The organism is Brevundimonas sp. FV1ye7S, from assembly GCF_058680995.1.
Genome location: NZ_CM178726.1, coordinates 416,712 through 440,976, shown reverse-complemented (window position 1 = coordinate 440,976; position 24,265 = coordinate 416,712). Strand labels below are relative to the sequence as shown.

The 24,265-nt window shown below is 68.3% G+C and carries 20 protein-coding genes and 1 riboswitch; of the genes, 3 read left to right on the top strand and 17 right to left on the bottom strand.

What is annotated here, in order from left to right:
- Window positions 1-43 precede the first annotated feature (43 nt).
- The 5 genes from ruvA to ACW18C_RS02080 form a co-directional block, all read right to left on the bottom strand.
- On the bottom strand, window positions 44-661 hold the full coding sequence (gene ruvA, locus ACW18C_RS02100; RefSeq protein WP_008261054.1) for a Holliday junction branch migration protein RuvA: 618 nt from the start codon (window positions 659-661) through the stop codon (window positions 44-46).
- Entirely contained in the window at window positions 658-1,176 is a 519-nt protein-coding gene (gene ruvC, locus ACW18C_RS02095) for a crossover junction endodeoxyribonuclease RuvC (protein ID WP_008259243.1), read from the bottom strand. The genes ruvA and ruvC overlap by 4 nt, the downstream gene beginning before the upstream one ends.
- 46 nt (window positions 1,177-1,222) lie before the next feature.
- A complete protein-coding gene (locus ACW18C_RS02090; protein WP_492072537.1) occupies window positions 1,223-1,918 on the bottom strand; it encodes an MgtC/SapB family protein in 696 nt (231 codons plus the stop codon).
- A 40-nt stretch (window positions 1,919-1,958) separates the two neighbouring features.
- Window positions 1,959-3,302 (bottom strand): hypothetical protein, encoded by a 1,344-nt coding sequence (locus ACW18C_RS02085; RefSeq protein WP_492072536.1) that lies wholly within the window; start codon window positions 3,300-3,302, stop codon window positions 1,959-1,961.
- A gap of 154 nt (window positions 3,303-3,456) precedes the next feature.
- Window positions 3,457-4,230, bottom strand: coding sequence for a YebC/PmpR family DNA-binding transcriptional regulator (locus ACW18C_RS02080; protein ID WP_008262780.1), 774 nt, complete (start codon window positions 4,228-4,230; stop codon window positions 3,457-3,459).
- A gap of 173 nt (window positions 4,231-4,403) precedes the next feature.
- Between ACW18C_RS02080 and ACW18C_RS02075 the strand changes: the two genes are divergently transcribed.
- On the top strand, window positions 4,404-4,601 hold the full coding sequence (locus ACW18C_RS02075) for a hypothetical protein (RefSeq protein ID WP_008260485.1): 198 nt from the start codon (window positions 4,404-4,406) through the stop codon (window positions 4,599-4,601).
- A gap of 58 nt (window positions 4,602-4,659) precedes the next feature.
- Here the strand turns inward: ACW18C_RS02075 and ACW18C_RS02070 are convergent, their stop codons facing one another.
- The 7 genes from ACW18C_RS02070 to ACW18C_RS02040 all read right to left on the bottom strand — a co-directional run bounded on the left by ACW18C_RS02070 (window position 4,660) and on the right by ACW18C_RS02040 (window position 11,409).
- Window positions 4,660-5,286, bottom strand: coding sequence for an IPTL-CTERM sorting domain-containing protein (locus tag ACW18C_RS02070; RefSeq protein ID WP_492072533.1), 627 nt, complete (start codon window positions 5,284-5,286; stop codon window positions 4,660-4,662).
- Window positions 5,287-5,378: 92 nt separating this feature from the next.
- Complete coding sequence (locus tag ACW18C_RS02065; protein WP_492072531.1) at window positions 5,379-6,686, bottom strand: acetamidase/formamidase family protein; 1,308 nt, start codon at window positions 6,684-6,686, stop codon at window positions 5,379-5,381.
- Window positions 6,687-7,059: 373 nt separating this feature from the next.
- Window positions 7,060-7,212, bottom strand: a complete 153-nt coding sequence (locus tag ACW18C_RS02060; protein WP_492072529.1) for a hypothetical protein — start codon at window positions 7,210-7,212, stop codon at window positions 7,060-7,062.
- 90 nt (window positions 7,213-7,302) lie between these two features.
- A complete protein-coding gene (locus tag ACW18C_RS02055) occupies window positions 7,303-8,310 on the bottom strand; it encodes a sulfite exporter TauE/SafE family protein (RefSeq protein ID WP_492072528.1) in 1,008 nt (335 codons plus the stop codon).
- A 100-nt stretch (window positions 8,311-8,410) separates the two neighbouring features.
- Window positions 8,411-10,144, bottom strand: coding sequence for a cellulase family glycosylhydrolase (locus tag ACW18C_RS02050; protein ID WP_492072526.1), 1,734 nt, complete (start codon window positions 10,142-10,144; stop codon window positions 8,411-8,413).
- A gap of 123 nt (window positions 10,145-10,267) precedes the next feature.
- Window positions 10,268-10,822, bottom strand: a complete 555-nt coding sequence (locus ACW18C_RS02045) for a hypothetical protein (RefSeq protein WP_492072524.1) — start codon at window positions 10,820-10,822, stop codon at window positions 10,268-10,270.
- A 152-nt stretch (window positions 10,823-10,974) separates the two neighbouring features.
- Entirely contained in the window at window positions 10,975-11,409 is a 435-nt protein-coding gene (locus tag ACW18C_RS02040; protein WP_008258890.1) for an acyl-CoA thioesterase, read from the bottom strand.
- 112 nt (window positions 11,410-11,521) lie between these two features.
- Between ACW18C_RS02040 and ACW18C_RS02035 the strand changes: the two genes are divergently transcribed.
- Window positions 11,522-12,664 carry a zinc-dependent alcohol dehydrogenase family protein gene (locus ACW18C_RS02035; RefSeq protein ID WP_492072522.1) on the top strand — a complete coding sequence of 381 codons (1,143 nt, stop codon included), beginning with the start codon at window positions 11,522-11,524 and terminating at the stop codon, window positions 12,662-12,664.
- 15 nt (window positions 12,665-12,679) lie between these two features.
- Here ACW18C_RS02035 and ACW18C_RS02030 read toward each other — a convergent pair whose 3' ends face one another.
- The 5 genes from ACW18C_RS02030 to ACW18C_RS02010 all read right to left on the bottom strand — a co-directional run bounded on the left by ACW18C_RS02030 (window position 12,680) and on the right by ACW18C_RS02010 (window position 21,907).
- Entirely contained in the window at window positions 12,680-15,142 is a 2,463-nt protein-coding gene (locus tag ACW18C_RS02030; RefSeq protein WP_492072520.1) for a S9 family peptidase, read from the bottom strand.
- A 166-nt stretch (window positions 15,143-15,308) separates the two neighbouring features.
- A complete protein-coding gene (locus ACW18C_RS02025; protein ID WP_492072518.1) occupies window positions 15,309-18,662 on the bottom strand; it encodes an autotransporter domain-containing protein in 3,354 nt (1,117 codons plus the stop codon).
- A gap of 173 nt (window positions 18,663-18,835) precedes the next feature.
- Complete coding sequence (locus ACW18C_RS02020; protein ID WP_492072516.1) at window positions 18,836-20,071, bottom strand: hypothetical protein; 1,236 nt, start codon at window positions 20,069-20,071, stop codon at window positions 18,836-18,838.
- 55 nt (window positions 20,072-20,126) lie between these two features.
- Complete coding sequence (locus ACW18C_RS02015) at window positions 20,127-20,975, bottom strand: ribokinase (protein WP_492072514.1); 849 nt, start codon at window positions 20,973-20,975, stop codon at window positions 20,127-20,129.
- The gene (locus ACW18C_RS02010) at window positions 20,972-21,907 is read right to left on the bottom strand and encodes a nucleoside hydrolase (protein WP_492072513.1); all 936 of its coding nucleotides are present in this window, start codon (window positions 21,905-21,907) and stop codon (window positions 20,972-20,974) included. The genes ACW18C_RS02015 and ACW18C_RS02010 overlap by 4 nt, the downstream gene beginning before the upstream one ends.
- A gap of 128 nt (window positions 21,908-22,035) precedes the next feature.
- Window positions 22,036-22,145: riboswitch (TPP riboswitch) on the top strand.
- Window positions 22,146-22,202: 57 nt separating this feature from the next.
- Between ACW18C_RS02010 and thiC the strand changes: the two genes are divergently transcribed.
- Window positions 22,203-24,218: a phosphomethylpyrimidine synthase ThiC gene (thiC, locus tag ACW18C_RS02005; protein ID WP_492072512.1), complete on the top strand. Its 2,016-nt coding sequence runs from the start codon at window positions 22,203-22,205 to the stop codon at window positions 24,216-24,218.
- Window positions 24,219-24,265 lie beyond the last annotated feature (47 nt).

Here is a 24,265-nt window from a genome sequence, read left to right as displayed (position 1 = left end):
TCAGCCCCCACCTCCCACTCGGCAGCCACTCGCCACTCCAAAATCACCGCCCCAACTCCTGCAGGGCCGCGCGGATCACCGCCGGCAGCTCGGCCTCGTCGCCCAGCCGGATCAGGGCCTGATCCACCGCCCGACGCGCATTGACCTCGGCCACGCCCAGCCCCAGCAGGGCCGAGACGGCCTCGCCGGTCAGGGACGGCGGGGGCGGCGCGATCTCGACATGGACGCCCGGCGCCGTGGGTGCAAAACTGACATCCCCCAGCGGCTTGCCCTTCAGCTCGGTGACGATCCGCAGCGCCAGCTTGGGGCCCACCCCATTGGCCCGCGCCACCGCCGCCTTGTCCTCGCGCGCCACGGCCCCCGCCAGTTCACCCGGCGGCAGCACATCCAGCACCGCCAGCGCCGCCTTCGGCCCCACGCCCTGGATGGCCAACAGGGTGGTGAAGGCCCGCCGCTCGTCGCGCGTCAGAAATCCGTACAGGCGCGGCCCCGCGTCCTCGCTCCACTGCGAATGGACATGGACCGTGGCCTCGTCGCCCGGCGCCGGCAGCCGCCCCAGGGTCCGCGCCCCGCACGACACGACATAGCCCACCCCGGCGCAGTCGATCAGGCAGTCCGCCTCCCCGACCTCGGCCAGCACGCCTCTCAGACGCCCGATCACGCCGCCCCCCGGTGCATGGCTTCCAGCAAGGACCGTTTCCTCAGTTGCGCATGGGTGACCGCCACGGCCAGGGCGTCGGCGGCGTCGGCCTTCACGTCCCCCGCTGTCGGCAACAGCCGCTTGATCATGAAGGCGATCTGGCTCTTGTCCGCATGGCCCGCCCCGACCACGGCCTTCTTGATCAGATTGGGCGAATATTCCGCGACCGCCAGGCCCAGCTTGGCCGGGGCCAGCATCACCGCCGCCCGCGCATGGCCCAGCTTCAGCGTCGAGGACGGGTTCACATTGACGAACACCTCTTCCACCGCCGCCTCCTCGCAGCCGTGGTCGGCGCAGATGGTCCCCAGGGCCTCGAACAGGAACAGCAGGCGTTCGGAAAAGGGCGCAGCCTCAGGCGGGGCCACCACCCCGTGCGCCACCCACCGCAGACGCGCGCCGTCCGAGACGATCACCCCCCAGCCGGTGCGTCGCAGACCGGGATCCAGCCCGATGATTCTGACAGGTTCGTTCGCCATCCGTTCCCCTCATGCCGCAAAGAGGGTTATCGGGCAATGAACGGTTTCAATCGTCGCGCGGATCCAGGCGATAGCCGGTCACGCCCGGTACGGCGCCCAGCTGCTCCGCCAGACGTTGCAGGTCCGTCTCGCTCGCCGCCTTCAGCCGCCAGGTGCGTCGCGCCCGTCCGTCCTCCGTCATTTCGAACCGTCCGGGGCGCACGTCGGCGTCCGTCGTCCGCAAGGCCGCCTGGACCGCCGCCTCGGGCGAGGGCTCGCGCCGCTCCCAGCAGACGACGGCGTCGATCACGGTCCGCCCCGGCAGGCGCTGGTCGATCAACCTCAGCCCGCCCAGGATCGCCGCCGTCACCACCGTGCCCAGCGCGCCCAGTCCGTACAGGCCCACGCCGAACAACAGGCCGATGGCCGAGGTGATCCACAGCGACGCCGCCGTGGTCAGGCCGTGAACGGAAAACCCGGTGCGGAAGATCACGCCGGCGCACAGGAAGCCGATCCCCGTCAGCACCCCGTGCGCCATCCGGGTCGGGTCGGTGGTGATGGTCTCGTTCGGCAGGGCGCGAAACGCCCAGTCCGCCTGGGACAGGGCGGCCAGCATCAGCAGGGCCGAGGCCAGGCTGACGAGGATATGGGTTCTGAATCCGGCCGCCCGACCGCGCCATTCGCGCTCCAGTCCGATGACCCCGCCGGCGACGACGGCGCCCAGGACGTGCGGAACTGCATCGATGAGAACATCCGCGACCATGCCCGATCAACCGCCGGGGTCGGGCGAATGTTCCCCGTCGTCAGCCGACGATGGCCTGCAGCTGGGCGGCGGCGTCCGCGATGGTCGCCCGGCCGCCACGGCCGCGACGGGCGGCGTCCAGGGCGGCGGCCGACATGGCCCCCTCGGCGCGCGCGCTTTCCAGGTCTTCGCGCAGGGCGCTGATCTGCTGGCTCAGGGTCTGGACCCGGGCCTCGTGCTCGTCCTGGGCGGTGGCCAGCTTGGACTGCAGCTTCACCATCCGCTCCTCGGCGCGGGCGATGGCCTTGTCGTGGGCCATGGCCGCCTTGGTCAGGGCCTCGGCGCGGTCGACGGCGGCGACGCGGGCGACCTCCATGGCCGCCTGACGCTGACGCGCGTCCTCGGTTTCGGTTTCCAGCGCGCGCACCCGCTCGACCGCCCGGTCCAGGGCGACCTGCAGCGTGTCGGCGCGCCGTTCGACGGCGTGGCCGCCGGTCTGCAGTTCGTTCAGGCGCGAGGCCTGTTCGCTGTTCAGCACCTCCAGCCCGTTGGCGCGCGCCGTGGCGGTGTCCAGTCGGGCGGTCAGGGCGGCGATCTCGGCGCGGGCCGATTCGACCTGGCTTTCCAACGAACGGATCGAACGGGCGGCCTCGGCCTGTTCGGAGGCGGCGCGGGCGCGTTCGGTGGCCAGCTGGCCTTCGCCGGCGGCTGCGGCGCGGGCCAGACCCGCCACCTCGGTCCCGACCTCGTCCACACGACGGCGCAGGGCGGTGTTCTCTTCCAGCACCAGGGCCAGATCGCGCTGGACCTGACCGCGCGTGGTGTCGGACTCCGACCGGGCGACCTCGGCCTGTTTCAACTGATTGCGCAGCGACTCCTGGTCCTGCTCCAGCTCGCGGATGCGCTGGGCGGAGGCGCGCTCGACCGTCTCAAGACCTTCCAGCCGCGTCGCCGCCTGAGCCAGTTCGTTGCGCAGCCGGCCCAGTTCGACCCGGGCCTCCTGCAGATTGACCGTGGTCTCGCCGCCGCGCGCCGCCAGGTCGTCGGCCTTGGCCTCGGACTCGGCCAGGGCGTCCGACAGCTTGCGGACCTCGGCGGTCAGCAGGCTGACCTGTTTCGTCGCCGCGCTGTTGGCGTTGCGCAGATTGACCAGTTCCACGTGGTTGTCGCGGCGCGAGCGGAACTCGGCTTCCAGCGGGTCCCGCAGTTGTCCCAGCAGGGTCTCGAAGGTGCCGAACCGCTGCGCCATCTCCGACAGCTGGTCCAGACTGTCCTGGATGGTCTCGAACCGCTCGCCGATCAGACCTGCGACGTCCTGCTCGGACCGCCCGGACGCGGCCGCTTCGTCCTTGGCCTGTTCAGGCTTGCCGCGTGACAGCACGCGATCGATTCTGGTCAGTCTCATGGTCGCGCCCCGCGTCGTATGCCCGCATCGCGGTGGGCGACCTCGATCCCTGCCTCCAGAGGCGAATCGAACCGCTCACCGTCCTATGACCAGAGGTTAATCGCGGGTTACGAACGTGTCGAGACCTCCGTTCGTCGATCAGCGCGTGTACGTATTATCCGGCGTACTTGGCCGCATCCTCGTCCGAGATGTCCTCGTTCGAATAGACGTTCTGCACATCGTCCTCGGCGTCCAGCGCGTCCAGCAGCTTGAACAGGGTGCCGACGGCCTCGCCCGTGACCGTCACTTCCGACTGGGGCTTCCAGACGATGGCGGTCGACTTGGGGTCGCCCAGCACCTTGGACATGGCCTCGGCGACCTCGTTCAGGTCCTCGAAGGCGGTCCAGATCGTGTGGCCCGGCGCGTCCTCGTAGATGTCGGGCTTGACCAGATCGCTCTCGACGTCCTGGGCGCCGGCCTCAATGGCGGCTTCCATGACTTCGTCCTCGGTCCCGGCCTCGGCCTTGTAGATGATCTGGCCGACCTTATCCCACATGAAGGCGACCGAGTTCATCTCGCTCAGCGCGCCGCCGTTCTTCTTGAAGGCCGCGCCGATGTTCGAGGCCGCGCGGTTGCGGTTGTCGGTCAGGGCCTCGACGATGATGCCGACGCCGCCGGGCCCCCGGCCCTCGTAGCGGACTTCTTCCATCGTATCGACGTCGCCGCCCGAGGCCTTGTTGATGGCCCGTTGGATCACATCCTTGGGCAGGCTTTCGGCCTTGGCGTTGTTGACCGCCAGACGCAGGCGCGGATTGGCCGCCGGATCGGGCAGACCCGACTTGGCCGCCACCGTGATGTCGCGCGACAGTTTGGAGAACAGCTTGGAACGCACCGCGTCGGCGCGCCCCTTGCGGTGCATGATGTTCTTGAATTTCGAGTGGCCGGCCATGGGATCGTCTTCGAGAGTCTGAAACCTGAGCCGCGCCTCCTAGCCGATGCGCGGCGGGCTGTCACGATGTACGGGCGTGATGAGCGTCGGGGGGGGGGGGGGGGGGGGGGGGGGGGGGGTGGAACCTCGGCCGTTTGGGCGTATTGATCCCTGACGCTGCTATGGAGCCCCCGATGAACACCGCCGACATCTATGAGGCCGAGGGCCGCGCCGACGACGACCTGCACGAGGCCGACATCGTCGAATGGTACGAGACCCGCCCCGTCACCGTCTCGACCGCCGTGGCCGCCGGATCCATCATCACCGCCTTTACCCTGGGCGCCCTGACCGCCGTCGGCGTGCTGTTCCTGACCGGTCGGCTGGACGACTGACCCGGCGTTTCCAAAGCCGCCAATCTCTTTGGAAACGCCCCTCCCGGAGAGGGGCTGGTCAGATGGTCATACGACGACGCTGGATGTAGAGCGCAGCCCCGCCGGCGAGCATCAGACTCATCAGGATCATCGCCCATTCGGACATTGTCGGAACCGGAGCCGCAGGGGCTCCGATCTGGAGCGTAAAACTATCGGCCGTGCCTCCCGAACCCCAGGTCCAGACGTAACTGCCGGGAACCAGCCCCATGCTGGCGAACGTGCGACCATTCCAGGTTGATGTGGTGGAAAGCGCGGTATTTGAAACATATCCGGCAGGGATGCAGACCCCATCCATGCCGGCGAGGCGACTGAATCCGATAGGCCCTCCGCTACCGCTGTTTGCGCCGAAATAGGTTGCCCCCGCATTGAACGTCGTGGGGCCGGCGATGACTCCGGTTCCCCATGGGTTGCACGTCGGCCCGCCGATAATGATCGCATTATCCAGACTGTAGCCTGTAGGCCCGCCCCCTATTCCTGTCGGGTTCCGTGTAAGCGCCGCAAGGTTTATCGGCCCGGAGCCGGTCGCGACGACATTACCGCTGCTCTCGACGACGGTGACGACGTGGGCGGCTTGCGCGCCATGAGGAATGGCGAAGGCGCAAGCCGCCGCCGCTGCGAACAGCGACCGCCTGATTGTTTGGGACATGGTTTTCCTTGCCACTCAAAACATGGCTCGTCCCATGTACATCTTCTAGCTTCGCGTTCGCCCCTTAAGTCAATGCTTAATCGAACACTGAACTACTGGACCGCCTGCGCCCTTCGCGGCACGTCGCGCAGCCGCGCCTTTTCGAGGCTGAGCGCCAGTCCCGCATTGCGACCCGCAAGCGTCGCCACCCGATACTCGGCCGCCGTCCCCAGGATCAGCGACGCCTCCGACACGCTCAGTCCATAGTCCTGCTCCAGCCACTGGATCATGGCTCCCGTTGCGGCCCGCGCCGCCTCGTCCAGCGACGACGACTGACCCAGGACCGTGAGCCGGTCCTCGGTCTCGACGCGCGGCGCCGCCAGGGGCCGCGACGGCAGGATCTCGACGCTGAACTCCACGTCCAGCGAGGTCTCCAGCGCCCATTGCGTCGTCTCTCCGTCGCCCTGCAGCGCATGGCCGTCGCCCAGGAACAGCATAGCGCCCGGCTGGAACACCGGCAGATAGACCGTCGCCCCCTCGCCGATCCGGTTGAAATCCATATTGCCGCCCCAGCGGCCGGTGTCGCCGGCCGACTGTTCGGCGAACCCAAAGTCCGGCGCCACCCCCAGCCCGCCCAGCATCGGCCGCACCGGCACGACATAGTCCTTCAAACGTTCGGGCGGGTTGTCCAGCCGCGCCGTCCCCGCCGCGCGATCCAGCCGCCAGCGCACCCGCTTGCCCAGATCCGCTGACCGCGCCGCCAGCCCCAGCGACATGGCCCGCCCCGTCACCCCGTCCAGGCTGTCGGCGAAGTCGCGGTTCAACCGCAGCCGCCGGATATGCACCGCCAGCACGTCGCCAGGCTTGGCCCCCGCCACGAAGAAAGGCCCCGTCTGCGGATTACCATACAGGGCGACCACATCCCCATGCTCGTCGATCCCGCCTGAATCGATGGTCCGCGTCGCCACCACATCGCCCGGCTGGATCACCATGACCGGCGCCAGATCGGCCGTGAAGGTGTTCGAATACCGGTCCGGCGAATAGGTCCGTCGCCCCGGCGCCCCGGTCGGCATCTCCAGCCGCCGTGCGCTGAAACCGTGCCGCACGCGCGGTCCGGCGTTGCTGGTGTCGGGATAATCGGCCCAACCCGTCAGCACGCCGTCCGCCTCGGTCCCGTCGAACCGGTAGGCCACGTCATGGCTGTCGGTCGCGGAAAAAGCCACGTGATCGCCGTCCCTGCGGCCCTCCAGCGCCCAGCCGCCGAACCGGCCGGACAAGGCCCCGTCCGTCGCCTCCAGGGTCAGTAGCGTATGTTCGGCGTTGCCCCACCGATCGACCGACACCAGCCAGGTCTCGGGCGCCGCCGAAGCCGGCGTCGCCACGGCCAGGATCGCCAGGCCCGTCATCATCCATCGACGCATAGTCCGTCTCCCGCCCGGAGGGGCCGGCGAACGCTATCCGCACCGCGACCTCACGCAAGTGAAGCTTCGGCAATGTGATCAGGGATGCGGTCGGGCCTCGACGGCCTTCACCCGGCACGCCGCGCAATCCTCGACCTTCAGCACCAGGGTGTTGGTCCCGGCCATGAACGGCAGGGCCGCCGTCGCGCCCCTCCCTCATCAACGACCGCAGCGTTGCATTGGTCTCCTCGCAACCATGGCCGCCGCCGGGTTTCTCGACGTCCCAGTTGGGTTCGTTGATCAGGTCATAGGCGCCGATGACCGGCTCGTCGGCGTAGCGTTCGGCCAGTTTGCACCACAGGGCCACGGTCTTGCGACGGTTCTCCGCGCTGTCTCACAGCGACGGCTTGGACGGATCCCGGTCCGAGATGGCTAGGTCGCTGCCCTGCCCGTCCGGCGCGGCGTGCAGGTCCAGGATCAGATACATCCCATTGGCCTTGACCCAGGCCAGTAAGGCGTCGATCTCGGCGAACCCCTCTTCCTTCATGGCTAGGGTGAGCGATGCCGCCTTGAGGAGACGCCGGGAATGTCTGCGACGGGCGGAGGCGGACTGGGGCGGGTCGCATCCGCCCCTCGCTCATTCCGCCGGCTCAACCGGCGTTGTCGTCGCCTCGCCAAAGCCCTGCTGTCTCGAGCGGGCCATGTGGGCGAGCGTGAGCCAGAACACGGCGAACAGGACGGCGGAAAAGCCGAGCGAGCAGGCGATTTTTTCGGGCGTCGGAGCCTTGAGGTTGAAATAGACCATCTGGAAGATGTTGAGGGCCACAATCCCGCGCAGCATCCAGTCGATCTTGAGCTTGCTGAGCACATAGCTTCCAAGCGGAGCCATGAGGAGAACGACCGGATAGGCGCACAGCCACGTCCGAACCTGATAGTCCGTGATCCCCTGATCCCAGAAGGCGCGATAGCCGTAGCCCAGGACGCTGATGGCCGCCATCACCATGATGCTCTGGTGCGTGGCGATCTTCTCATCCATCCGGAAACGAGTGACCAGGAGGGTGTACAGGACGATGTCGGCGCCCGTGCCGAACAGGCTGGCGCAGACGCCGCCCGCAAAGAGAATCGCGGCCAGCATCAGTTTGTCGAGGCGGCCCGTGTTCGGCAGCCTGTCCCGGTGCCCCCGGTGTTTGCTGGCGATATAGGCCAGGGCGAAGGTCATGATCAGGCTGAGAAACAGGGCCTGGATGATATAGACCGGAATGCCCTGCATCACGTTCATCCCGAACACGAAGCCCAGGAAGGCGATCGGGACGAACCAGAGAACCGGGGCGTAGGAGGCGAGACGGTTCTGTTTGCGGGACAGGATCCAGATGCTCGCGCTGGTCATGCCCACGCTCTGGATCATCAGGCTGAAGTCGCGCGCCATCCCCCGATCGATGTCGAGAAACACGCTGAGCACGGGGAAGGCCACGGCGCCGCCGCCCTCAGGCGTCAGGCCCGCCACAAAGGCGCCCAGCACCATGATGGCCGGGTAATACCAGTGCTCGACCAGGAACGGGATGCTGTTGAACGTCGCGAACAGGGCGACCCACACCACCATCATGCCGACATACCATCGCCGGAAGATGCGGCTATCGAAGAACATGGACCCCCGCCTCTTCACCTTGTGAACGCTACCATACCGCCGCTTCTGCGCAATTCGGATGTTGGAGCCAAGCCCATCTTCGACGCCCTGGGCGCCGAGCTCAGCCCCCGACCTGGATTTCCTTCACGCGACAGGCGCCGCAGTCCTCGGCTTTCAGGATCAGGGTGTTGGTCCCCGCCATGAAGGGCAATTCCACCGCCCGCCCCTCGCGCCATCCGTCGTCCGTGGGCAGATCGACCGCCGCCGCCGCCCCGCCGTTCAGCGAAACCGACACCCGGCCGCCCGCGCCGACCACCGTCACCCGCCGGTCGCCCGCCGCTTGCGCCGTCACCGTATAGCGAAGCCATTCCCCGGTCTCGAACTCGACCACCACGGGCTCGCCGCCGTCCAGACCGATGTCCACGCCGTCGTTGCGCCAGGTCCGTCCGGTGTTCCACCAGGGGATCCGCTCGCCCGGCCCGTCGGTGTCGGCGTCATAGACGTCCTTCCACGCCACGCCCGACCGGCCCAGGTCATAGTCGGCCGCCCGGAGCGTCGCGACCGCCGTCCCGATCCGATGCGCCGTATACGGAACCGTCGCGTCCGAACGGGGCTGGCGCAGCATGGCGTCGACCACATCGCGGTGTTCGACATTGTTCTCGAACCGGATGTCGTGGGTCGCCAGCCGCATCAGCGTCTCTTGCGCCTCCTGCGCCGACGGCCGCAGCCCCTCGCCCGTCAGATAGGCGACCAGACGGGGCCAGCCGGGGTTGGGCGTGATCTCCAGCGGCTGGTTGAAGCCGATCTTCTTCAGCGGCCAGAAGGCCCAGCCGATTCCCTCGTCCTCGACCAGGGCGATGGTCTCGGTGAACCAGGTGTTGGAGTTTTCGCCGGATTCGCCCAGCCACGCGGGCGCATCGGTCTCGTCCCTCAGCCGCAGGATGTCGGCGATCGAGGCCCGGTCCGTCGCATTCCAGTATTTGTGGAAGCTGATGACGGTGTTGTCGTCCCACAGGGGCGTGACGCCGCGATAGTTGTTGCCCCAGCAATTGCCCTCGATGACGATCATGTGCCGCGGATCGACCTCGCGGATCGCCGCCGTGATCTCGACCATCAGCGACCGCAGCGGGGCGTTGGTCGTCTCCTCGCAGCCATGGCCGCCGCCGGGCTTCTCGAAGTCCCAGTTGGGTTCGTTGATCAGGTCATAGGCGCCGATGGCCGGCTCGTCGGCGTAGCGTTCGGCCAGCCGCCGCCACAGGGCCGCGGTCTTGCGACGGTTCTCGGCGCTGTCCCACAGCGACGGTTTCGACGGATCCCGGTCCGAGATGGCCAGGTCGCTCCCCTGCCCGCCCGGCGCGGCGTGCAGGTCCAGGATCAGATACATCCCGTTGGCCTTGACCCAGGCCAGCAGGGCGTCGATCTCGGCGAAGCCCTCTTCCTTCCAGGTGTCGCGCCCCGCGACCGGCTCCTGATCGACCGGCAGGGTCAGCCGGTCATAGTGCATCGGCAGCCGCACCGAGTTGAAGCCCCACCGCCCCATGGCGTCGATATCGGCCTTGGTCGTGTGGTTGGCGCGCCAGGCGGCGTAAAAGGCTTCGGTCTTTTCCTCGCCGATCAGGTCGGCGATCCGCGCCCGGATCACATGCTGCGGACCCAGGGCGCCCAGCTGCAGCATATAGCCTTCCTGCAGCACCCAGCCGCCCAGCCCCATCCCGCGCAATATGACCGGCTCGCCCGCCTCATCGACGATCCGCGTCCCCTCGGCCCTCAGGAAACCGCCCGTCTGCGCCTCGGCCGCACAGGGCGCGCACAGCGCCGCCGTCACGGCCAGAGCCGCGATCCATCCCGTCTTCATGGCGTTCCTCCACGCTCCGTTTTGAGAACGTTCTCACGAGATGCGCGGAATGGCTAGGGTGAGCGATGCCGCCTTGAGGAGACGCCGGAAATGTCTGAGAGGGGTGGGAAGCGGACCTGGCGACTAGTGCGCGTTAGCGACCTCAACGACCGCGTAAATATGGTCGACCGGAATCGAAAGCTTGGTTTTCTCTAGGGTGGGGCCACCCGAGAGTTCGACCTCGAGCATTCCATCATTTGAATGATGGGCGACCTCATCCGGGGTGACAGTGACCGTGAAATCTTCGCTCCACAAGCAGTCGGGTTGGGGCGCGTCAGGCTTGGGAATGCACTCCCGAACCATTACTGGTCCGCGCTTGAAGACCGCCAAATCTCCGTCCAAGAACTCGGCTCGGTCGTACAGGTGAGCCCGTCCCCGATAATAGGCGGAGCCTTGGAGAAACAGAGCGCCTGCAGCCCCGCCAATGTCGATCCGTCCCGCGTAGATGTCGGTGCTGTCGCCCTCCACCATTGGAGAGTAAATCTCCCGGCGATTGGCGCGTGCTATGGTTTTGATGCTGACCAGAACGCCGTTGGAAGCGGTTACCGTCGAATCCTCGATATCCTGTCCGACAGCTGCGCCTGCGACCGTGAGAGCCATCGCCGCCACGCAGGCTCGAGATAAGAGCACACCGAACATGTGGGTTACCTTAGTGGACGGCGGCATTTCGCCCATAGTCGATACATACTCCAGTGGCGACTATCGAGCACACTGAAAGCCCGCAACGGGTCGAAGGCGGTCATCGACACTTGCGCCGAAAGCCGCGCCCGCCCCAGGATGCCGCCCTTCCCTCACCCCGCCTTCAGATTCTCCACCACCGCCCTCAGCTTGGCCGGCAGGGGCTTGGGCCGGCGCGTCTCGGCGTCCACGTAAACGTGGACGAAATGGCCGACGGCGGCGGGCACGTCGGCGCTGCGCTTGAACACGGCGAAGCCATAGCTGACGCTGGAGGTGCCGATCCGGTCCACCTTGATCCCGACCTCGATCACATCGGGAAACTTCAGCGCCGAGGTGTATTGGCAGCCGCTGTCCACCACCAGGCCGATGGACTCGTCCAGGGCGTTGGCGATCATCAGATGGGCGTTCACCGCCGAGTCCACGAACTCGTAGAATTTGGCGTTGTTGATATGGCCGTACTGGTCGTTGTCGGCCCAGCGCGTCGAGACCATGTGAAACGCCTTGTAGGTCGCGCGTTCGGCCAAGGGGCCCAGTTCCGTCTTCGGCATTGTGGTCTTCCTCCTGGGCGACATTCGGCGTCGCTCTCGATGCGAGGCTCGGGCTTGGACGCCCTTGCGTCAAGCGCCTATCGATAGCGCATCGATGACGAAGGCTTGACCCATGAGCATCACCACCCGCGCTGCCGTTCTGTCCGCCATGGGCGCCGCGCCCCCCTACGCCGACAGCAGGCCACTCTCCGTCGAGACCGTGACGCTGGACCCGCCCGGCCCCGGCGAGGTTCTGGTCGCGATCAAGGCCGCAGGCCTGTGCCACTCGGACCTCAGCGTCATCAACGGCGACCGTCCCCGCCCCCTGCCCATGGCCCTGGGGCATGAGGCCGCAGGCGTGGTCGAGGCCCTGGGCGACGGCGTCACGGACCTCAGCATCGGCGACCACGTCGTCATGGTCTTCATGCCGTCCTGCGGCCATTGCGACCCGTGCGCCGGCGGCCGTCCCGCCCTGTGCGAGCCGGGCGCCGCCGCCAACGGCAAGGGCGAACTGCTGTCCGGCGCCCGCCGCCTCTTCCGCGAGGGCGAACCGGTCAATCATCACCTCGGCTGCTCCGCCTTCGCCGAACGCGCCGTCGTCTCGCGCCGGTCCCTGGTCCGGATCGATCCCGACCTGTCGTTCGAGGAGGCGGCCCTGTTCGGCTGCGCCGTCCTGACCGGCGTCGGCGCCGTGGTGAACACCGCAGGGGTCAAGGCGGGCCAGAGCGTCGTCGTCATCGGCCTGGGCGGCGTCGGCCTGTCCAGCGTCCTCGGCGCCCTCGCCTCCGGCGCCTCCCCCGTCGTCGCCGTCGATCTGTCGGAGGACAAGCTGGCCCTGGCCCGCACCCTCGGCGCCACTTCAGGCTTGGTCCAGACCGTCAACGGCGCCGCCCCGGACGCCGTCGATCAGGTCCGCGCCCTGACGAACGGCGGCGCCGACTTCGCCTTCGAAATGGCCGGCTCGGCCCGCGCCCTCGACGCCGCCTGGAAGATGACCCGACGCGGCGGAACCACGGTCACCGCCGGCCTGCCCCCGCCCGAGGCGGCCCTGGCCGTCAACATCGTCTCCCTGGTGGGCGAGGAGCGCACCCTGAAGGGCTCCTATATCGGAACCTGTGTCCCCAGCCGCGACATCCCCCGCTACGTCGCCCTCTACCGCCAGGGCCGCCTGCCGGTGGACCGTCTGATGAGCGGCGTCATCCCGCTCGACGACATCAACGCCGGCTTCGACCGCCTGCACGCCGGCGAGGTGGTGCGGCTGGTGGTCAGGCCGTGACCACCAGCCCTGAAGTCACTCCGCCGCGCGCGGCGGGGCGTTCTTCACATACTGGTCCATCCAGCGGGTCATCTCCCACAGGGTATGGCCCACCGATTCCCGCGCCCGATAGCCGTGCGCCTCCAGCGGCAGGGTGACGTAACGCGCCGTCGCCCCCAGCCCCTTCAGCGCCGCATAGAACCGCTCGGACTGGACCGGGAAGGTGCCCGAATTGTCGTCCGCCTCGCCATGGATCAGCAGGATCGGCTCGTTCAGCCTGTTCGCATAGGTGAAGGGCGACATCTCGGTATAGACCTCGGTCGCCTCCCAATAGTTGCGCTGCTCGGACTGGAAGCCGAACGGCGTCAGGGTGCGGTTATAGGCGCCCGACCGCGCGATGCCGGTGCGGAACAGGTCGCTGTGCGCCAGCAGGTTGGCGGTCATGAAGGCGCCGTAGCTGTGGCCCCCGACCGCGATCCGGTCGCGATCCGCCACCCCCATGCCGACCACCGCATCGACCGCGGCTTTCGCGTCGGCGACCAGTTGTTCGACATAGGTGTCGTTCGGCTCGGCCCCGTCCTTGCCGATGATGGGCATGGAGGGGTTGTCGAAGATCGCATAGCCCTGGGTCAGCAGGAACAGGTGGCTGGACCCGCCCGGCCGCACGAAGCGGTTCTGCACATCCACCGTCTGGCCCGCCACCGCCGCATCGGTGAACTCGGCCGGATAGGCCCACATCAGCATCGGCAGGGGCCCGTCGCGATCCTTGTCGTAGCCAGCGGGCAGATACAGGGTCCCCGACAGTTTGACCCCGTCCGCCCGCTCATAGGTCACCAGCTGGCGCGTCGCCCCCGCCAGCTGCGGCGCCGGATCGGGGAACTGGGTCAGTTGCGTGGTCTGGCCCGTCGTCAGGTCGCGAATCTGCAGATTCGGCGGATCCAGCCGCGTCTCGCGCTGGGTCACCACCCGCTTGCCGTCCGCGTCCAGGAAGCCGACCACCGCCTCATAGTCCGTGTCGGCCGAGGTCCATAGCCGCTCGCTGCGCCCCGTCGCCGGGTCCATGGCCGCCAGGAAGGGGAAGGCGCCCCGCGGCGTCGCCCCGGCCCCCGACATCAGGATGCGTCCCTGGGGATCGAACCGGATCACCGACCGGCCCGCCGCATTGGGCTGGGTCACCGGCTGGCCCGGATCGTCGTAGCGCGCCTGATAGTTCCGCTCCAGCAGCACCCGCCCCTCGCCGGGGTTCGACGGATCGACCACGAACCGCGTCTCGTGCCGGGTGTTGAACCAGCGGCTGTTGACCACAGCCAGGTCGTCCCTGCCCCACACGATCCCGCCGAACCGTTCCTTCAGGTCGATCAGCTTGACCGGCTCGGCCGTGAAGGGCGCGGCCTGCATGAAGACCCGGTCGCGGAACTCCACCTCGCGCTTGAGGTCGCCGCCGTCCAGGGCCTCGACCCAGGTCAGGGTCGCCGGCGCATCGGCCCGCCAGCCCACCGATCGCGGCCCCGGCGCCACGGCGTCAAACGCGGTGGGCACATCGTCCCGCAACGGCAGATCGGCGACGGTGCGCACCACCCGCCCGTTCAGGTCCGTCACCACGATCTCGGTGGGGAACAGGTCGTCCGGCACCGCATAGGAGTAAGGCCGCTTGGCGATCTCGTGCAGGATGTATTTCCCGTCCGGTGATGCGGCGCTGTCCAGATAGACGGCCGGCGCCCCAATCGTCCGTACACGTCCTTTCAGCGGAACCAGGGTCAGCTGCGACGTGAAATAGTGGTCGAACAGGGCCTCGTCGCCGGGGTTCGACAGCAGGTCCTGATAGGTCCGCACCGGCGCCACGCGCCCGGCCGTCTCCTCGATGTTCGGCCCCGTAGGCGCCGTCGTCACATCGGGCGCCGGCCCCCGCCCGGCCGGAACCGCCTCGACCAGCAGGCCCGAGCTGTCGGGCAGCCACTCATAGCCCGTCCCGCCCGTCATATTGACCACCGGCTCGGTCAGTTTCCGCGCCCGCGCCGTCGCCACGTCCACGACCCACAGCTCCAGCCCCGTCGGCCGGTCCAGCACGAAGGCCAGGCTCTTGGCGTCGGGCGAAAAACGCGGCGCCGTGAACCGCGCCTCGGCCGGCAGGGCCACGACCCGCGCCGGTCCCCCGTCCACCGCCTGCAGGCTCAGCCCGATCAGCCAGGACACCCGGCTCTCGGCCATGCCGTTGTTGCGCGGATTGATCCGCGTCCCCGCCAGCCGCAGCATCGGCTCGGCCAGCGCCTTGATGCTGGGCAGGTTGGACCGGTCCAGCAGCACCAGGGTCTTGCGATCCGGGCTCAGCATCGGCGCCGGCGTCGGCTTGGCGTCCAGGATGTCGGCGATCGGCGACGGCGGCTGCTTATAGACCGAAACCGCCGGATCGGCGGCGCCCTGGGCCAGCGCCCCGCTCGCCGTCGAGGCCATCAACACCGCCACCAGCGCAAGGCCGGCCCCACGAACACGCATCATCATCCGAAATCCCCCACGAGTTACAAGCGTGAGACCTAACGACACCCGACGCGCGGCGCCAAGCCGTTTTGACGTTACACTGTCACAGTCGCTCTACTGGCCCGATGGACCGCTCAACGAAAACGGCGACCCCGCCGGGGCCGCCGTCTCCACGTCCCGACCCGGTGGATCAGAACTTCATCGTCACCGTGGCGTTGTAGGTCTGGTAGTCCAGATCCTCGCGATCGACCATCGAGGCGGCCTTCAGCGTCACGCCGAACCGGTCGCCCTCGATGGCGACCGAACCGCCGATCTCGGCCCATTCGCTGTCATTGCTGGCGCCGGCGAAGACCCCGCCGAAGCCGTCGGCCGCGACGAAGGCGGCCTCGACATTGCGGGTGTCGCCCGCCAGCTCATGCACCCAGCGCACGTCCAGCGCCGGCTTGATGCTCCAGCGGCCGCGACTTGTCTCGCCGCCGACCCGCAGCCCGATATGGTGCTGCAGCGAATCGAACGACTGGTCGGCGACGCTCAGGGCCGCGACCCCGCCCGTCTCCTGATAGGCGTCCAGATCGACCGAATAGGCGTTCAGCCCGATGTTCGGCTGCAGCTTGAGCCCGCCGCGCGTCAGGTTGAAGCCCAGTTCGGCCCCGCCGCTGACCACCTTGCCGTCCGTCTCCCCGTCGGCGCGGAAACTGGCGCCGCCGATGGCGAAGGCCCGTTCGGTGTCCAGATCCGCCGCGCCATAACCGATCTTGGCCCCCAGATAGGCGCCGTACGCCAGGTCCACCGCCCCATAGAGGGTCGCCTGAACCTGACGGCTGTCGGCCGTGCTGATCCCCTCGGCGAAGTCGGACTCGCCCTCGGCATAGGCCAGGCTGGCCCCCACGGTCAGGGCGTCGATGGTCCGTTCCAGGCCGCCGACGACATACCAGGCGCTCTGGTCGTCGCTGCGGCTGTCCGCCAGGGTTCCGCGCAACTGGCCCGCCTCGCCCTCGATGGCGCCGGCGCCGAAATAGGCCGAAACCCCCTGTTTCCATCCGCCCCAGCGCGCCCGTTCCTGGGCCTGGCGGGTCGCCATGCCGGCCGCTGCGGCCGTCGCCGCCGGATCCAGCGACGCGACCTCCACGCCCGACCCGATCAGGGTCAGGCCTTCGCTCGCCCCGCCCGAGCGATCCCGCGCGATCCGTCCGTCCACCACGCCGCGCAGAGCCTCGGTCTGGGCCGACAGCAGGGTCACGCCGGAGTGGGCGGCGAAAGGCGACAGGCTCTCCAGCCCGACCTCCAGGGCCTCGCCTTCCAGCAGGTCCGTCTGGGCGTAGATGTCGCCCAGGGCCGCATAATCCGTGGCCCGCGCCGCATCCAGCATCCCGCCGACGGTGCGTTGGGCGCGCGAGTTCGGGTTGATGAAGTCCAGATAGGACCCCGCCTCGATCTCCACCTCCACGCTGGTCGTGGTGTAGTCCAGCACCGGATACAGCACGCCCGAGATGTCGGTGACGGCGTCGAATTCGCCGTCCAGCCCGCCCTGGGCCGTCAGCACCGTATAGGTCTGGCCGAACTTCGGCGCGCTGACGAAGTTGAGCCCCAGCAGCCCGCCCAGCGAGGCCACGCCGGCCGTGCCCTCGAAACTGTCGGCCAGAACCGTCAGACGGTCGGATTGATCCCCGCCGATGTCGATGAACAGGCGCGAGCCCGACGCCAGCACCAGATCGCTCAACAGGGTCAGTTCGCCGATCTCGCCCTGCCCGCCCGGGGCGATCGAGCCCATGGCCGAGGTCAGGACCGTGGAATCGACTACGCCCGAACCGCTCAGAACCCCGCCCGCCAGCAGCATTTCAAAGGTCAGCAGCGCGCCGTCCACGTTCAGCTGACCGGCCCAGACGCCGACGTCGTTCTGGGCGAACAACAGGCCGTCCGCGCCGATGTTCAGCACCGCGCCGCTGGTCCCGATGGTCAACCGGTCGATGACGGCGGGGGCGTTCAGCGTCGTCGTTCCCGCCGACATCAGGTTGACGTCGTAGAACAGCGGCTTCTCGCCGGCCAGCACATCGCCCTGGACGTTGAACGGCACGAAATTCGTCGAACCCGGTCCGCCCGGAACGATCTCGAACGGCAGGGTCGCGCCCGGCGCCGTGCCCACCGCCGAGGCTTCGTGCCGCACCGCCAGTCCGGAGGCGGTCTGACCGCGCGAACTGCCGGCCGCCCCGCCGGCCCCGCCCGCGACGATCCCGCTCATATCGACGATCGTGCGGCCGCCGGTCACCTCGGCCTTGACCGGCTGAGCGCCGCCGCTCAAGCCGTCCTCGCGGTCATGGTTGTAGTCGGCCAGTTCCCCCGCATCGACGCAATCGCCGAAGAAGCAGATGCTGCCCCATTCGCCGCCGCGCGAATCCACGCCCTCGGCCGGCGTGGCGGGCAGGCCCGTGACCAGATTGCCGTTGGCGTCGATAATCTTGTAGTTCGGATCCATCATCTGGACCCAGTGGGTCGGATCGAACCAGTCGCCGTTCCCGCCGGTCGTGGTGACGTATTTGTAGGGGTTGTTGGCGACGATCCAGTCGGTGAACAGATACAGGGGCTGATAGCCCGCGGTCGTGCCGTAGCTGGCCGCCCCCTGGCCGGTGAAATAGCGCGATCCCAGCGACAGGACGCCCACGACCACCGGCGTGTCGAAGGCCCGATCCAGGATCAGGGGACCGCCCGAGTCGCCCCCCGCCGTCATGCCTTCGTTCTCCAGCGCGACGTCGTCGCCGAAGATGTTGAAGTCGAAGGTCGCGGTCCCGGCCGGATCGTCGAAATCGACCATATAGAGGTTCTGGCTCAGCCCGCCCTGGGCGCCGTCGCCGAACAGGAACAGGTTGATGTCGTCCAGCGACGTCAGGGCGCCGATCATGTTCTCGGCGGCCCGACGGCGGAAGTCGATCCCCTGAACCGAACCCAGGGACCCCGTCCCGCTGCGGCCGTATCCGCCGGTGATCACGTGCCGGTCCTCGTCGCCGGTCAGGGGCGAGAACAGCATGGCCCAGGTCGGCACGCCCTTGGCCGGCGAATCCAGCACGCCGATGGCGACATCGCCCTCATAGAAGCCGCCGCCCTGGGCGTCCTCCAGCGAGCGGGGATCATAGAAGACCCGGCTCATGTTGTAGTGCTGGTCGATATAGCTGGTGGCGTAGTCGCCGCTGGTGATCCAGTTCAGGATGCCGTCGAAGGCGTCGCCCTTGAACCCGATGCTGATCGGTCTGCCCTGGCCCTGGGATCCGTAGGCGACGTCGGGGAGGTCGTTGACGCAGTGGGCCGCGAACAGCACCGTGCGCGGATTGATCAGGCTGCCGGTGCAGACCCCCACCGAGCCGCCGCCGGTGTCGACGATGATGTTGCCGATGCCGTTGATCGCATCGGGGTCGGCCAGGACCGGCGGCGCGTTCGGGCTGAAGTTGTCATTGGGCACCTCCGCCGCCGCCGTCCCCGCCGCCGCGATCAGCCCGATCACCGACGCCGTCGCCAACCAGCGCCGCCGCCCCATCCCGATACGTTCAATCATGCCGTGCACTCCCCTCAAAATCCTGGGAGCCACCGTGCCGTATTATTTCCCGACTGCAATAGGCTTACGAACGGCCTGGACAAATTTGTGTCAAAAACGTTACACCCGGTACAGCACAGCTTGGGCGCGACGACGCTCCGGGCTTCAGCGGGCCCTCGCGCGACACGCCCCTCTCAGACCGTCACCATCCCGAACGCCGGCTCGATCCCCCGCGTCGTCTCCAGCCGCAGGAAATAGACGCCCGGCCGAAGCAGCAGCGTCGCCCGCGCCTGTCCCGGCTCCAGCAAAAGATGATCGGCCGGGATCACCGCCCCTTCGCCCCTATGCAGGGCCTGCACCAGGGCCGGTCCCTCGAACGCCGGAACCGAAACTTCGACGGCCTTGCGCGCCGGATCCGCCGCCAGCCAGCCCGGACGCCCGGCGACCTTGGGCAGGCGCGGATGAAAGACGCTCAGATCGACCTTGCCGTCAAAAATCCTGTCGGAGAAAGCCCGTCCGGCGCGTGACACCGCGATCGGTCGCGTCGGTGCGAACCGCTTCAATACGGCGGCGACCTCCGCCGTATCCGCTTCAGGCCGGGTCGCGGGCCAGTGGCCCGACTGTTCGATGGTCAGGGGGTCGATCCCCGTCGCCGCCTTCAGCTGGCCGGCGAACCACAGCCCGCCCAGCCCCTCGATCTCCATGGCGTGACTGTAGCCGCACAGGACGAAGATCCGCGCGTCGGGGCGCGGCTTCAGCACATTTTCGATCAGATTCCTGGCCTGGGCGACCTCCCGCGCGGTCGTGCGCGCATCCATGTCGGCCTCGGCGGGCGGCTGCTGGTCCGGCCGCTGCTCATAGTCGGCGAACACATAGCCCAGGGCCGCCGCTTCGCGCACCGTCTCGGCATAGACGGGGTCGGCGATGTAATAGCCCAGCCCCTGATGAAAGGGCGCGCCGGTCCGATAGGAGTCGATCCTGCCGAAGGTCTCGGCCGCGAAGGTGTCGAAGCCCAGCGGACGCAAGGCGCGCATCACCCGCGCCGCAAAGCCGCGATGGCCCGAGACGTTGTGCGCCTCGTTCAGGATGACGATCTGCCTGTCCGCCGCCGCCCGAACAATAGCCTCCAGAGCGTCTTCGGCCTCGGCGTCGGCCAGATCGGGCATCGGCCGGTCGGGGGACCGCGTCCGCTCGTCAAACCCGACCGCAGTCGCCTCGTCTCCGACGAAGGCGGCGAACCAGGGCAGAAAGAAGCGCGCATTCTCATCACCGGCTTCGACCTGGGCCTTCAGTTCCAGATAGAGGGGCAGATAGCGGCCCTCGGCCTGATACTGATCGCTCGCCGTCAGTCGCTCCTGCCCCGCCGCGCTTCGTCCCGCCATGACCGCCGTCGCCATCAGCGACAGACCCAGAAATCGCCGCGTCAGCATAAGCGCCCCACACACAACCGCCAGGTGCAATCCTGGCGACACTATCGGGTTGCTGTCAACCCGCCAGCAGCGCCTCAACATCGCCCCGCTCCGGCGCCGACGGCTGAGCCCCCGCGCGCGTGGCTGCGACCGCTCCCGCCGCGCAGGCGAAGCGCAGGGCCTGCGTCGGCTCCATGCCTTCCAGCAGGGCCACGGTGATGGCCGCGACGAAGGCGTCGCCAGCGCCGGTGGCGTCGACCGCCTCGACGGTCGGCGGGGTCGCCCAGGCCATTTCGACGCCGCGCTGGTACATCGCCGCGCCCCTGGCGCCCTTGGTCACCACCACCCGGCCGCCGCCCCGGTGCAGGCCGTCGCCGTAGAAGGCGGCCTCGGTCTCGTTGACGACGATCAGGTCGGCGCGGCGCAGCAGCATTTCCGACACCGGCTGGGCGGGCGCCAGATTGGCGCAGACGAAGCCTGTGGCCCGGCCCACCGCCGCCTCGACCGTCTCGACCGGCAGCTCCAGCTGGACGATCAGGGCGCCCTCGATCCGCTGGGGCAACTGCTCCGGCGTGACCATATGATTGGCGCCGGCCGCGACCACGATCTGGTTCTCGCCCGTCGGATCGACGGCGATCAGGGCGACGCCGGTCGGCGCCGCCACATCCGTCTCGACCCCCGCCAGATCGACGCCCAGGTCCGACATCAGGGCCAGGGCCTCGCCGGCCAGGGAGTCGTTGCCGACCCGGCCGATCAGGCTGACCTCGGCGCCCAGTTTCTCGGCGGCGTAGGCCTGGTTGGCGCCCTTGCCGCCCGGATAACGGGCCAGGCTGGCCCCCGTCACCGTCTCGCCCGGCGCCGGAAGCCGGGGCGCCGTCGCGACCAGGTCCAGGTTGATCGAGCCGACGACGGTGATCCGCATCATTTCGCCTTCAGCGTCTCGGTCAGCAGGTCGAACACCCCCTGCCCGTCCGCCGCCACCGCCCAGCGGTGCCGCGCCGTGGCGGGATCGACGCGGAACTCCACCGCCGTATGGCCGCGCGTCAGGTCCGAGCCCGTCTCGACCTCGATCCGGCAGGGTTTCAGGGTGAACAGGTCCGGCTTCATCAGCCAGGCGATGGGACAGGGGTCGTGCAGGGGCGGGGCGTCCGATCCCACGACCTGCCGTTCGGTCCGCTGCGAGAAGCGCAGCAGGGCGGCGACGGTGCGGGCAGGGTCGGTGTGGATCGTCTCGACGGCGCGGATCCGGGCCTCGGTGGCCCGCACCTGATGGGTCGCGTCCAGGCCGAAGGCGATCACCTCGCAGCCCGAGCCGAACACCACCGCCGCCGCGTCCGGGTCGGCCCAGATGTTGAACTCGGCCGAGGCGGTGATGTTGCCGCCCTCCGACCGCGCCCCGCCCATGACCACGACCGGCCCCAGATGCTCGGCCAGCCGCCGTTCGCGCTTCATCGCCAGGGCCAGGTTGGTCATCGGCCCCAGGACGGCGACGGCGACCGATCCGGCCGGGCGTTTCATCACCAGGTCGACGATGGCGTTGGCGGCGGGTCCGTCGCCGATGATGCCGGTCGGCGCGAAGGGCTCCAGGTCGCCCAGCCCCTCCGGCCCGTGGAAGTCGCCCGCGCCCGCCGGGGGGCGTTTCAGCGGCCGTTCGGCGCCGCCGAACACCGGCACGTCTTCACGGCCGGCGATCTGGCGCACCATCCGGGCGTTGCGCTGGGTCAAGTGGGCGGGGACGTTGCCGCCCACGGTGGTGACGGCCAGCAGCGTCGGCTCGGCCGCCGCAAAGGCCAGGAACAGCGCCACGGCGTCATCCACGCCGGGGTCGCAATCGATGATCAGGGATTGGATAGACACATCCCTCGTTTGACGCTCCGGACGCCGGCGGGCAAGTCCGTTTCACCGCTTATCCCACGCGAATCCGACGCCTTTTCCAGCCACGCTTGCGCCCGCTTGACGTCCGCCTCCCCCGGCGTCACCCTGAGCCTCGTTCTCCGGGGGGTCGCAATCGAGCGGCTGAGATAGAGGTTTCTCCTCTGACCCGTCGAACCTGATCCGGGTCATGCCGGCGAAGGGATGAGTACGCTTTCCGGTCCCCGTTACAGGACCCTCGCGCCCGACGTCGGCGGACCTCAAACCGTTTGAGGCCGCCATGAACATCCAAGTCACCCCGCCCGTCCTGCCTGAAGAGCCGAACGTCGAGCTCGCCCTCAAGGACGCGCGCGAGCAGGTGATGAAGGAGACCGGCGCCATCCCCACCGGCGAACGCGCCGGCAGCCGCAAGGTCTATGTCGCCGGCGAGCTTTACCCCGACATCCGCGTCCCCTTCCGCGAGGTCGCCGTCCATCCATCGGCCAATGAGCCGCCGGTGACCATCTATGACTCCTCCGGCCCCTACACCGACCCGACCGTGACCATCGACATCAAGCGCGGCCTGCCGCACGTGAAGTCGTCGTGGCAACTGGATCGCGGCGACATCGCCCCCGTCGCTGAGCCGCGCGAGGTCAAGCCCGAGGACAACGGCCACGCCAGCGGCAAGAACCTGGCCCCCCGGTTCGACACCTCGCACCACCGCGTCTTCAAGGGCGTGCCCGGCCGCCCCGTCACCCAGTACGAATACGCCCAGGCCGGGATCATCACGCCCGAGATGGAATATGTCGCCATCCGCGAGAACCTGCGCAGGGGAGTGGCGAGTGGCGAGTGGCGAGTGGCGAGTGACGTCGCCTCCACCATCACCCTGGCCGACGGTACGACGGTCCCTGTCCCCTCTTCCTCCTCGCCACTCGCCACTCGCCACTCGCCACTGGAGCGCGACGGCGAGGACTTCGGCGCCTCCATCCCCGACTTCGTCACCCCCGAGTTCGTGCGCTCCGAGATCGCGCGCGGCCGCGCCATCATCCCGCACAACATCAACCACCCCGAGGTCGAGCCGATGATCATCGGCCGCAACTTCCTGGTGAAGATCAACGCCAACATCGGCAACTCCGCCGTCCTGTCGTCGGTGGACGACGAGGTCGACAAACTGGTCTGGGCCACCCGCTGGGGCGCCGACAATGTCATGGACCTGTCGACCGGCCGCAACATCCACAACATCCGCGACTGGATCATCCGCAACTCGTCCGTCCCCATCGGCACCGTGCCCATCTATCAGGCGCTGGAGAAGGTGAACGGCATAGCCGAGGACCTGACCTGGGAGGTGTTCCGCGACACCCTGATCGAACAGGCGGAACAGGGCGTGGACTATTTCACCATCCACGCCGGGGTGCGCCTGCCCTTCGTGCCGATGACGGCGAAACGCGTCACCGGCATCGTCTCGCGCGGCGGCTCCATCATGGCGAAGTGGTGCCTGGCCCACCACAAGGAGAGCTTCCTCTACGAGCATTTCGAGGACATCTGCGACATCATGCGGGCCTATGACGTCAGCTTCAGCCTGGGCGACGGTCTGCGCCCCGGCTCGATCGCCGACGCCAATGACGAGGCCCAGTTCGCCGAGCTGCGCACCCTGGGCGAACTGACCAAGATCGCCTGGGCCAAGGGCTGCCAGGTGATGATCGAAGGCCCCGGCCATGTGCCGATGCACAAGATCAAGGCGAACATGGATGAGCAGCTGAAACACTGCCACGAGGCGCCCTTCTATACGCTTGGCCCGCTGACCACCGACATCGCCCCCGGCTATGACCACATCACCAGCGCCATCGGGGCGGCCATGATCGGCTGGTTCGGCACGGCCATGCTCTGCTACGTCACGCCCAAGGAGCATCTGGGCCTGCCGGATCGTCAGGACGTCAAGGACGGCGTCATCACCTACAAGATCGCCGCCCACGCCGCCGACCTGGCCAAAGGCCACCCCGCCGCCCGGCTCCATGACGACGCCCTGTCGCGCGCCCGGTTCGAGTTCCGCTGGGAGGACCAGTTCAACCTGGGCCTAGACCCCGAAACCGCCCGCAAATACCACGACGCCACCCTGCCGAAGGAAGCCCACAAGACCGCCCACTTCTGCTCCATGTGCGGCCCGAAATTCTGCAGCATGAAGATCAGCCAGGACATCCGCCGCGATGCGATGGCGCAGAATGATGCGGGGGCGAGCTTGGCGGATGCGGAGGCCGGGATGGCGGAGATGAGCGCGAAGTTCCGCGCGGGGGGCGGGGTGGTGGAGGTGAAGGTCTAGCGACCCAAATCCACCACAAGGCATGGTTAACAGCGCGTCAACCAAAT

Bases quoted from the DNA above. Each gene is read 5' to 3' on its own strand.
- ACW18C_RS02060 (WP_492072529.1), bottom strand. From the start codon at position 7,212: ATGAAGGAAGAGGGGTTCGCCGAGATCGACGCCTTACTGGCCTGGGTC.
- ACW18C_RS02085 (WP_492072536.1), bottom strand. From the start codon at position 3,302: ATGAGACTGACCAGAATCGATCGCGTGCTGTCACGCGGCAAGCCTGAA.
- ACW18C_RS02055 (WP_492072528.1), bottom strand. From the start codon at position 8,310: ATGTTCTTCGATAGCCGCATCTTCCGGCGATGGTATGTCGGCATGATG.
- ACW18C_RS02075 (WP_008260485.1), top strand. From the start codon at position 4,404: ATGAACACCGCCGACATCTATGAGGCCGAGGGCCGCGCCGACGACGAC.
- ACW18C_RS02050 (WP_492072526.1), bottom strand. From the start codon at position 10,144: ATGAAGACGGGATGGATCGCGGCTCTGGCCGTGACGGCGGCGCTGTGC.
- ACW18C_RS02025 (WP_492072518.1), bottom strand. From the start codon at position 18,662: ATGATTGAACGTATCGGGATGGGGCGGCGGCGCTGGTTGGCGACGGCG.
- ACW18C_RS02080 (WP_008262780.1), bottom strand. From the start codon at position 4,230: ATGGCCGGCCACTCGAAATTCAAGAACATCATGCACCGCAAGGGGCGC.
- ACW18C_RS02015 (WP_492072514.1), bottom strand. From the start codon at position 20,975: ATGATGCGGATCACCGTCGTCGGCTCGATCAACCTGGACCTGGTCGCG.
- ACW18C_RS02030 (WP_492072520.1), bottom strand. From the start codon at position 15,142: ATGATGATGCGTGTTCGTGGGGCCGGCCTTGCGCTGGTGGCGGTGTTG.
- ACW18C_RS02040 (WP_008258890.1), bottom strand. From the start codon at position 11,409: ATGCCGAAGACGGAACTGGGCCCCTTGGCCGAACGCGCGACCTACAAG.
- ACW18C_RS02020 (WP_492072516.1), bottom strand. From the start codon at position 20,071: ATGCTGACGCGGCGATTTCTGGGTCTGTCGCTGATGGCGACGGCGGTC.
- ACW18C_RS02090 (WP_492072537.1), bottom strand. From the start codon at position 1,918: ATGGTCGCGGATGTTCTCATCGATGCAGTTCCGCACGTCCTGGGCGCC.
- ACW18C_RS02070 (WP_492072533.1), bottom strand. From the start codon at position 5,286: ATGTCCCAAACAATCAGGCGGTCGCTGTTCGCAGCGGCGGCGGCTTGC.
- ACW18C_RS02065 (WP_492072531.1), bottom strand. From the start codon at position 6,686: ATGCGTCGATGGATGATGACGGGCCTGGCGATCCTGGCCGTGGCGACG.
- ruvC (WP_008259243.1), bottom strand. From the start codon at position 1,176: ATGGCGAACGAACCTGTCAGAATCATCGGGCTGGATCCCGGTCTGCGA.
- ACW18C_RS02035 (WP_492072522.1), top strand. From the start codon at position 11,522: ATGAGCATCACCACCCGCGCTGCCGTTCTGTCCGCCATGGGCGCCGCG.
- thiC (WP_492072512.1), top strand. From the start codon at position 22,203: ATGAACATCCAAGTCACCCCGCCCGTCCTGCCTGAAGAGCCGAACGTC.
- ACW18C_RS02045 (WP_492072524.1), bottom strand. From the start codon at position 10,822: ATGTTCGGTGTGCTCTTATCTCGAGCCTGCGTGGCGGCGATGGCTCTC.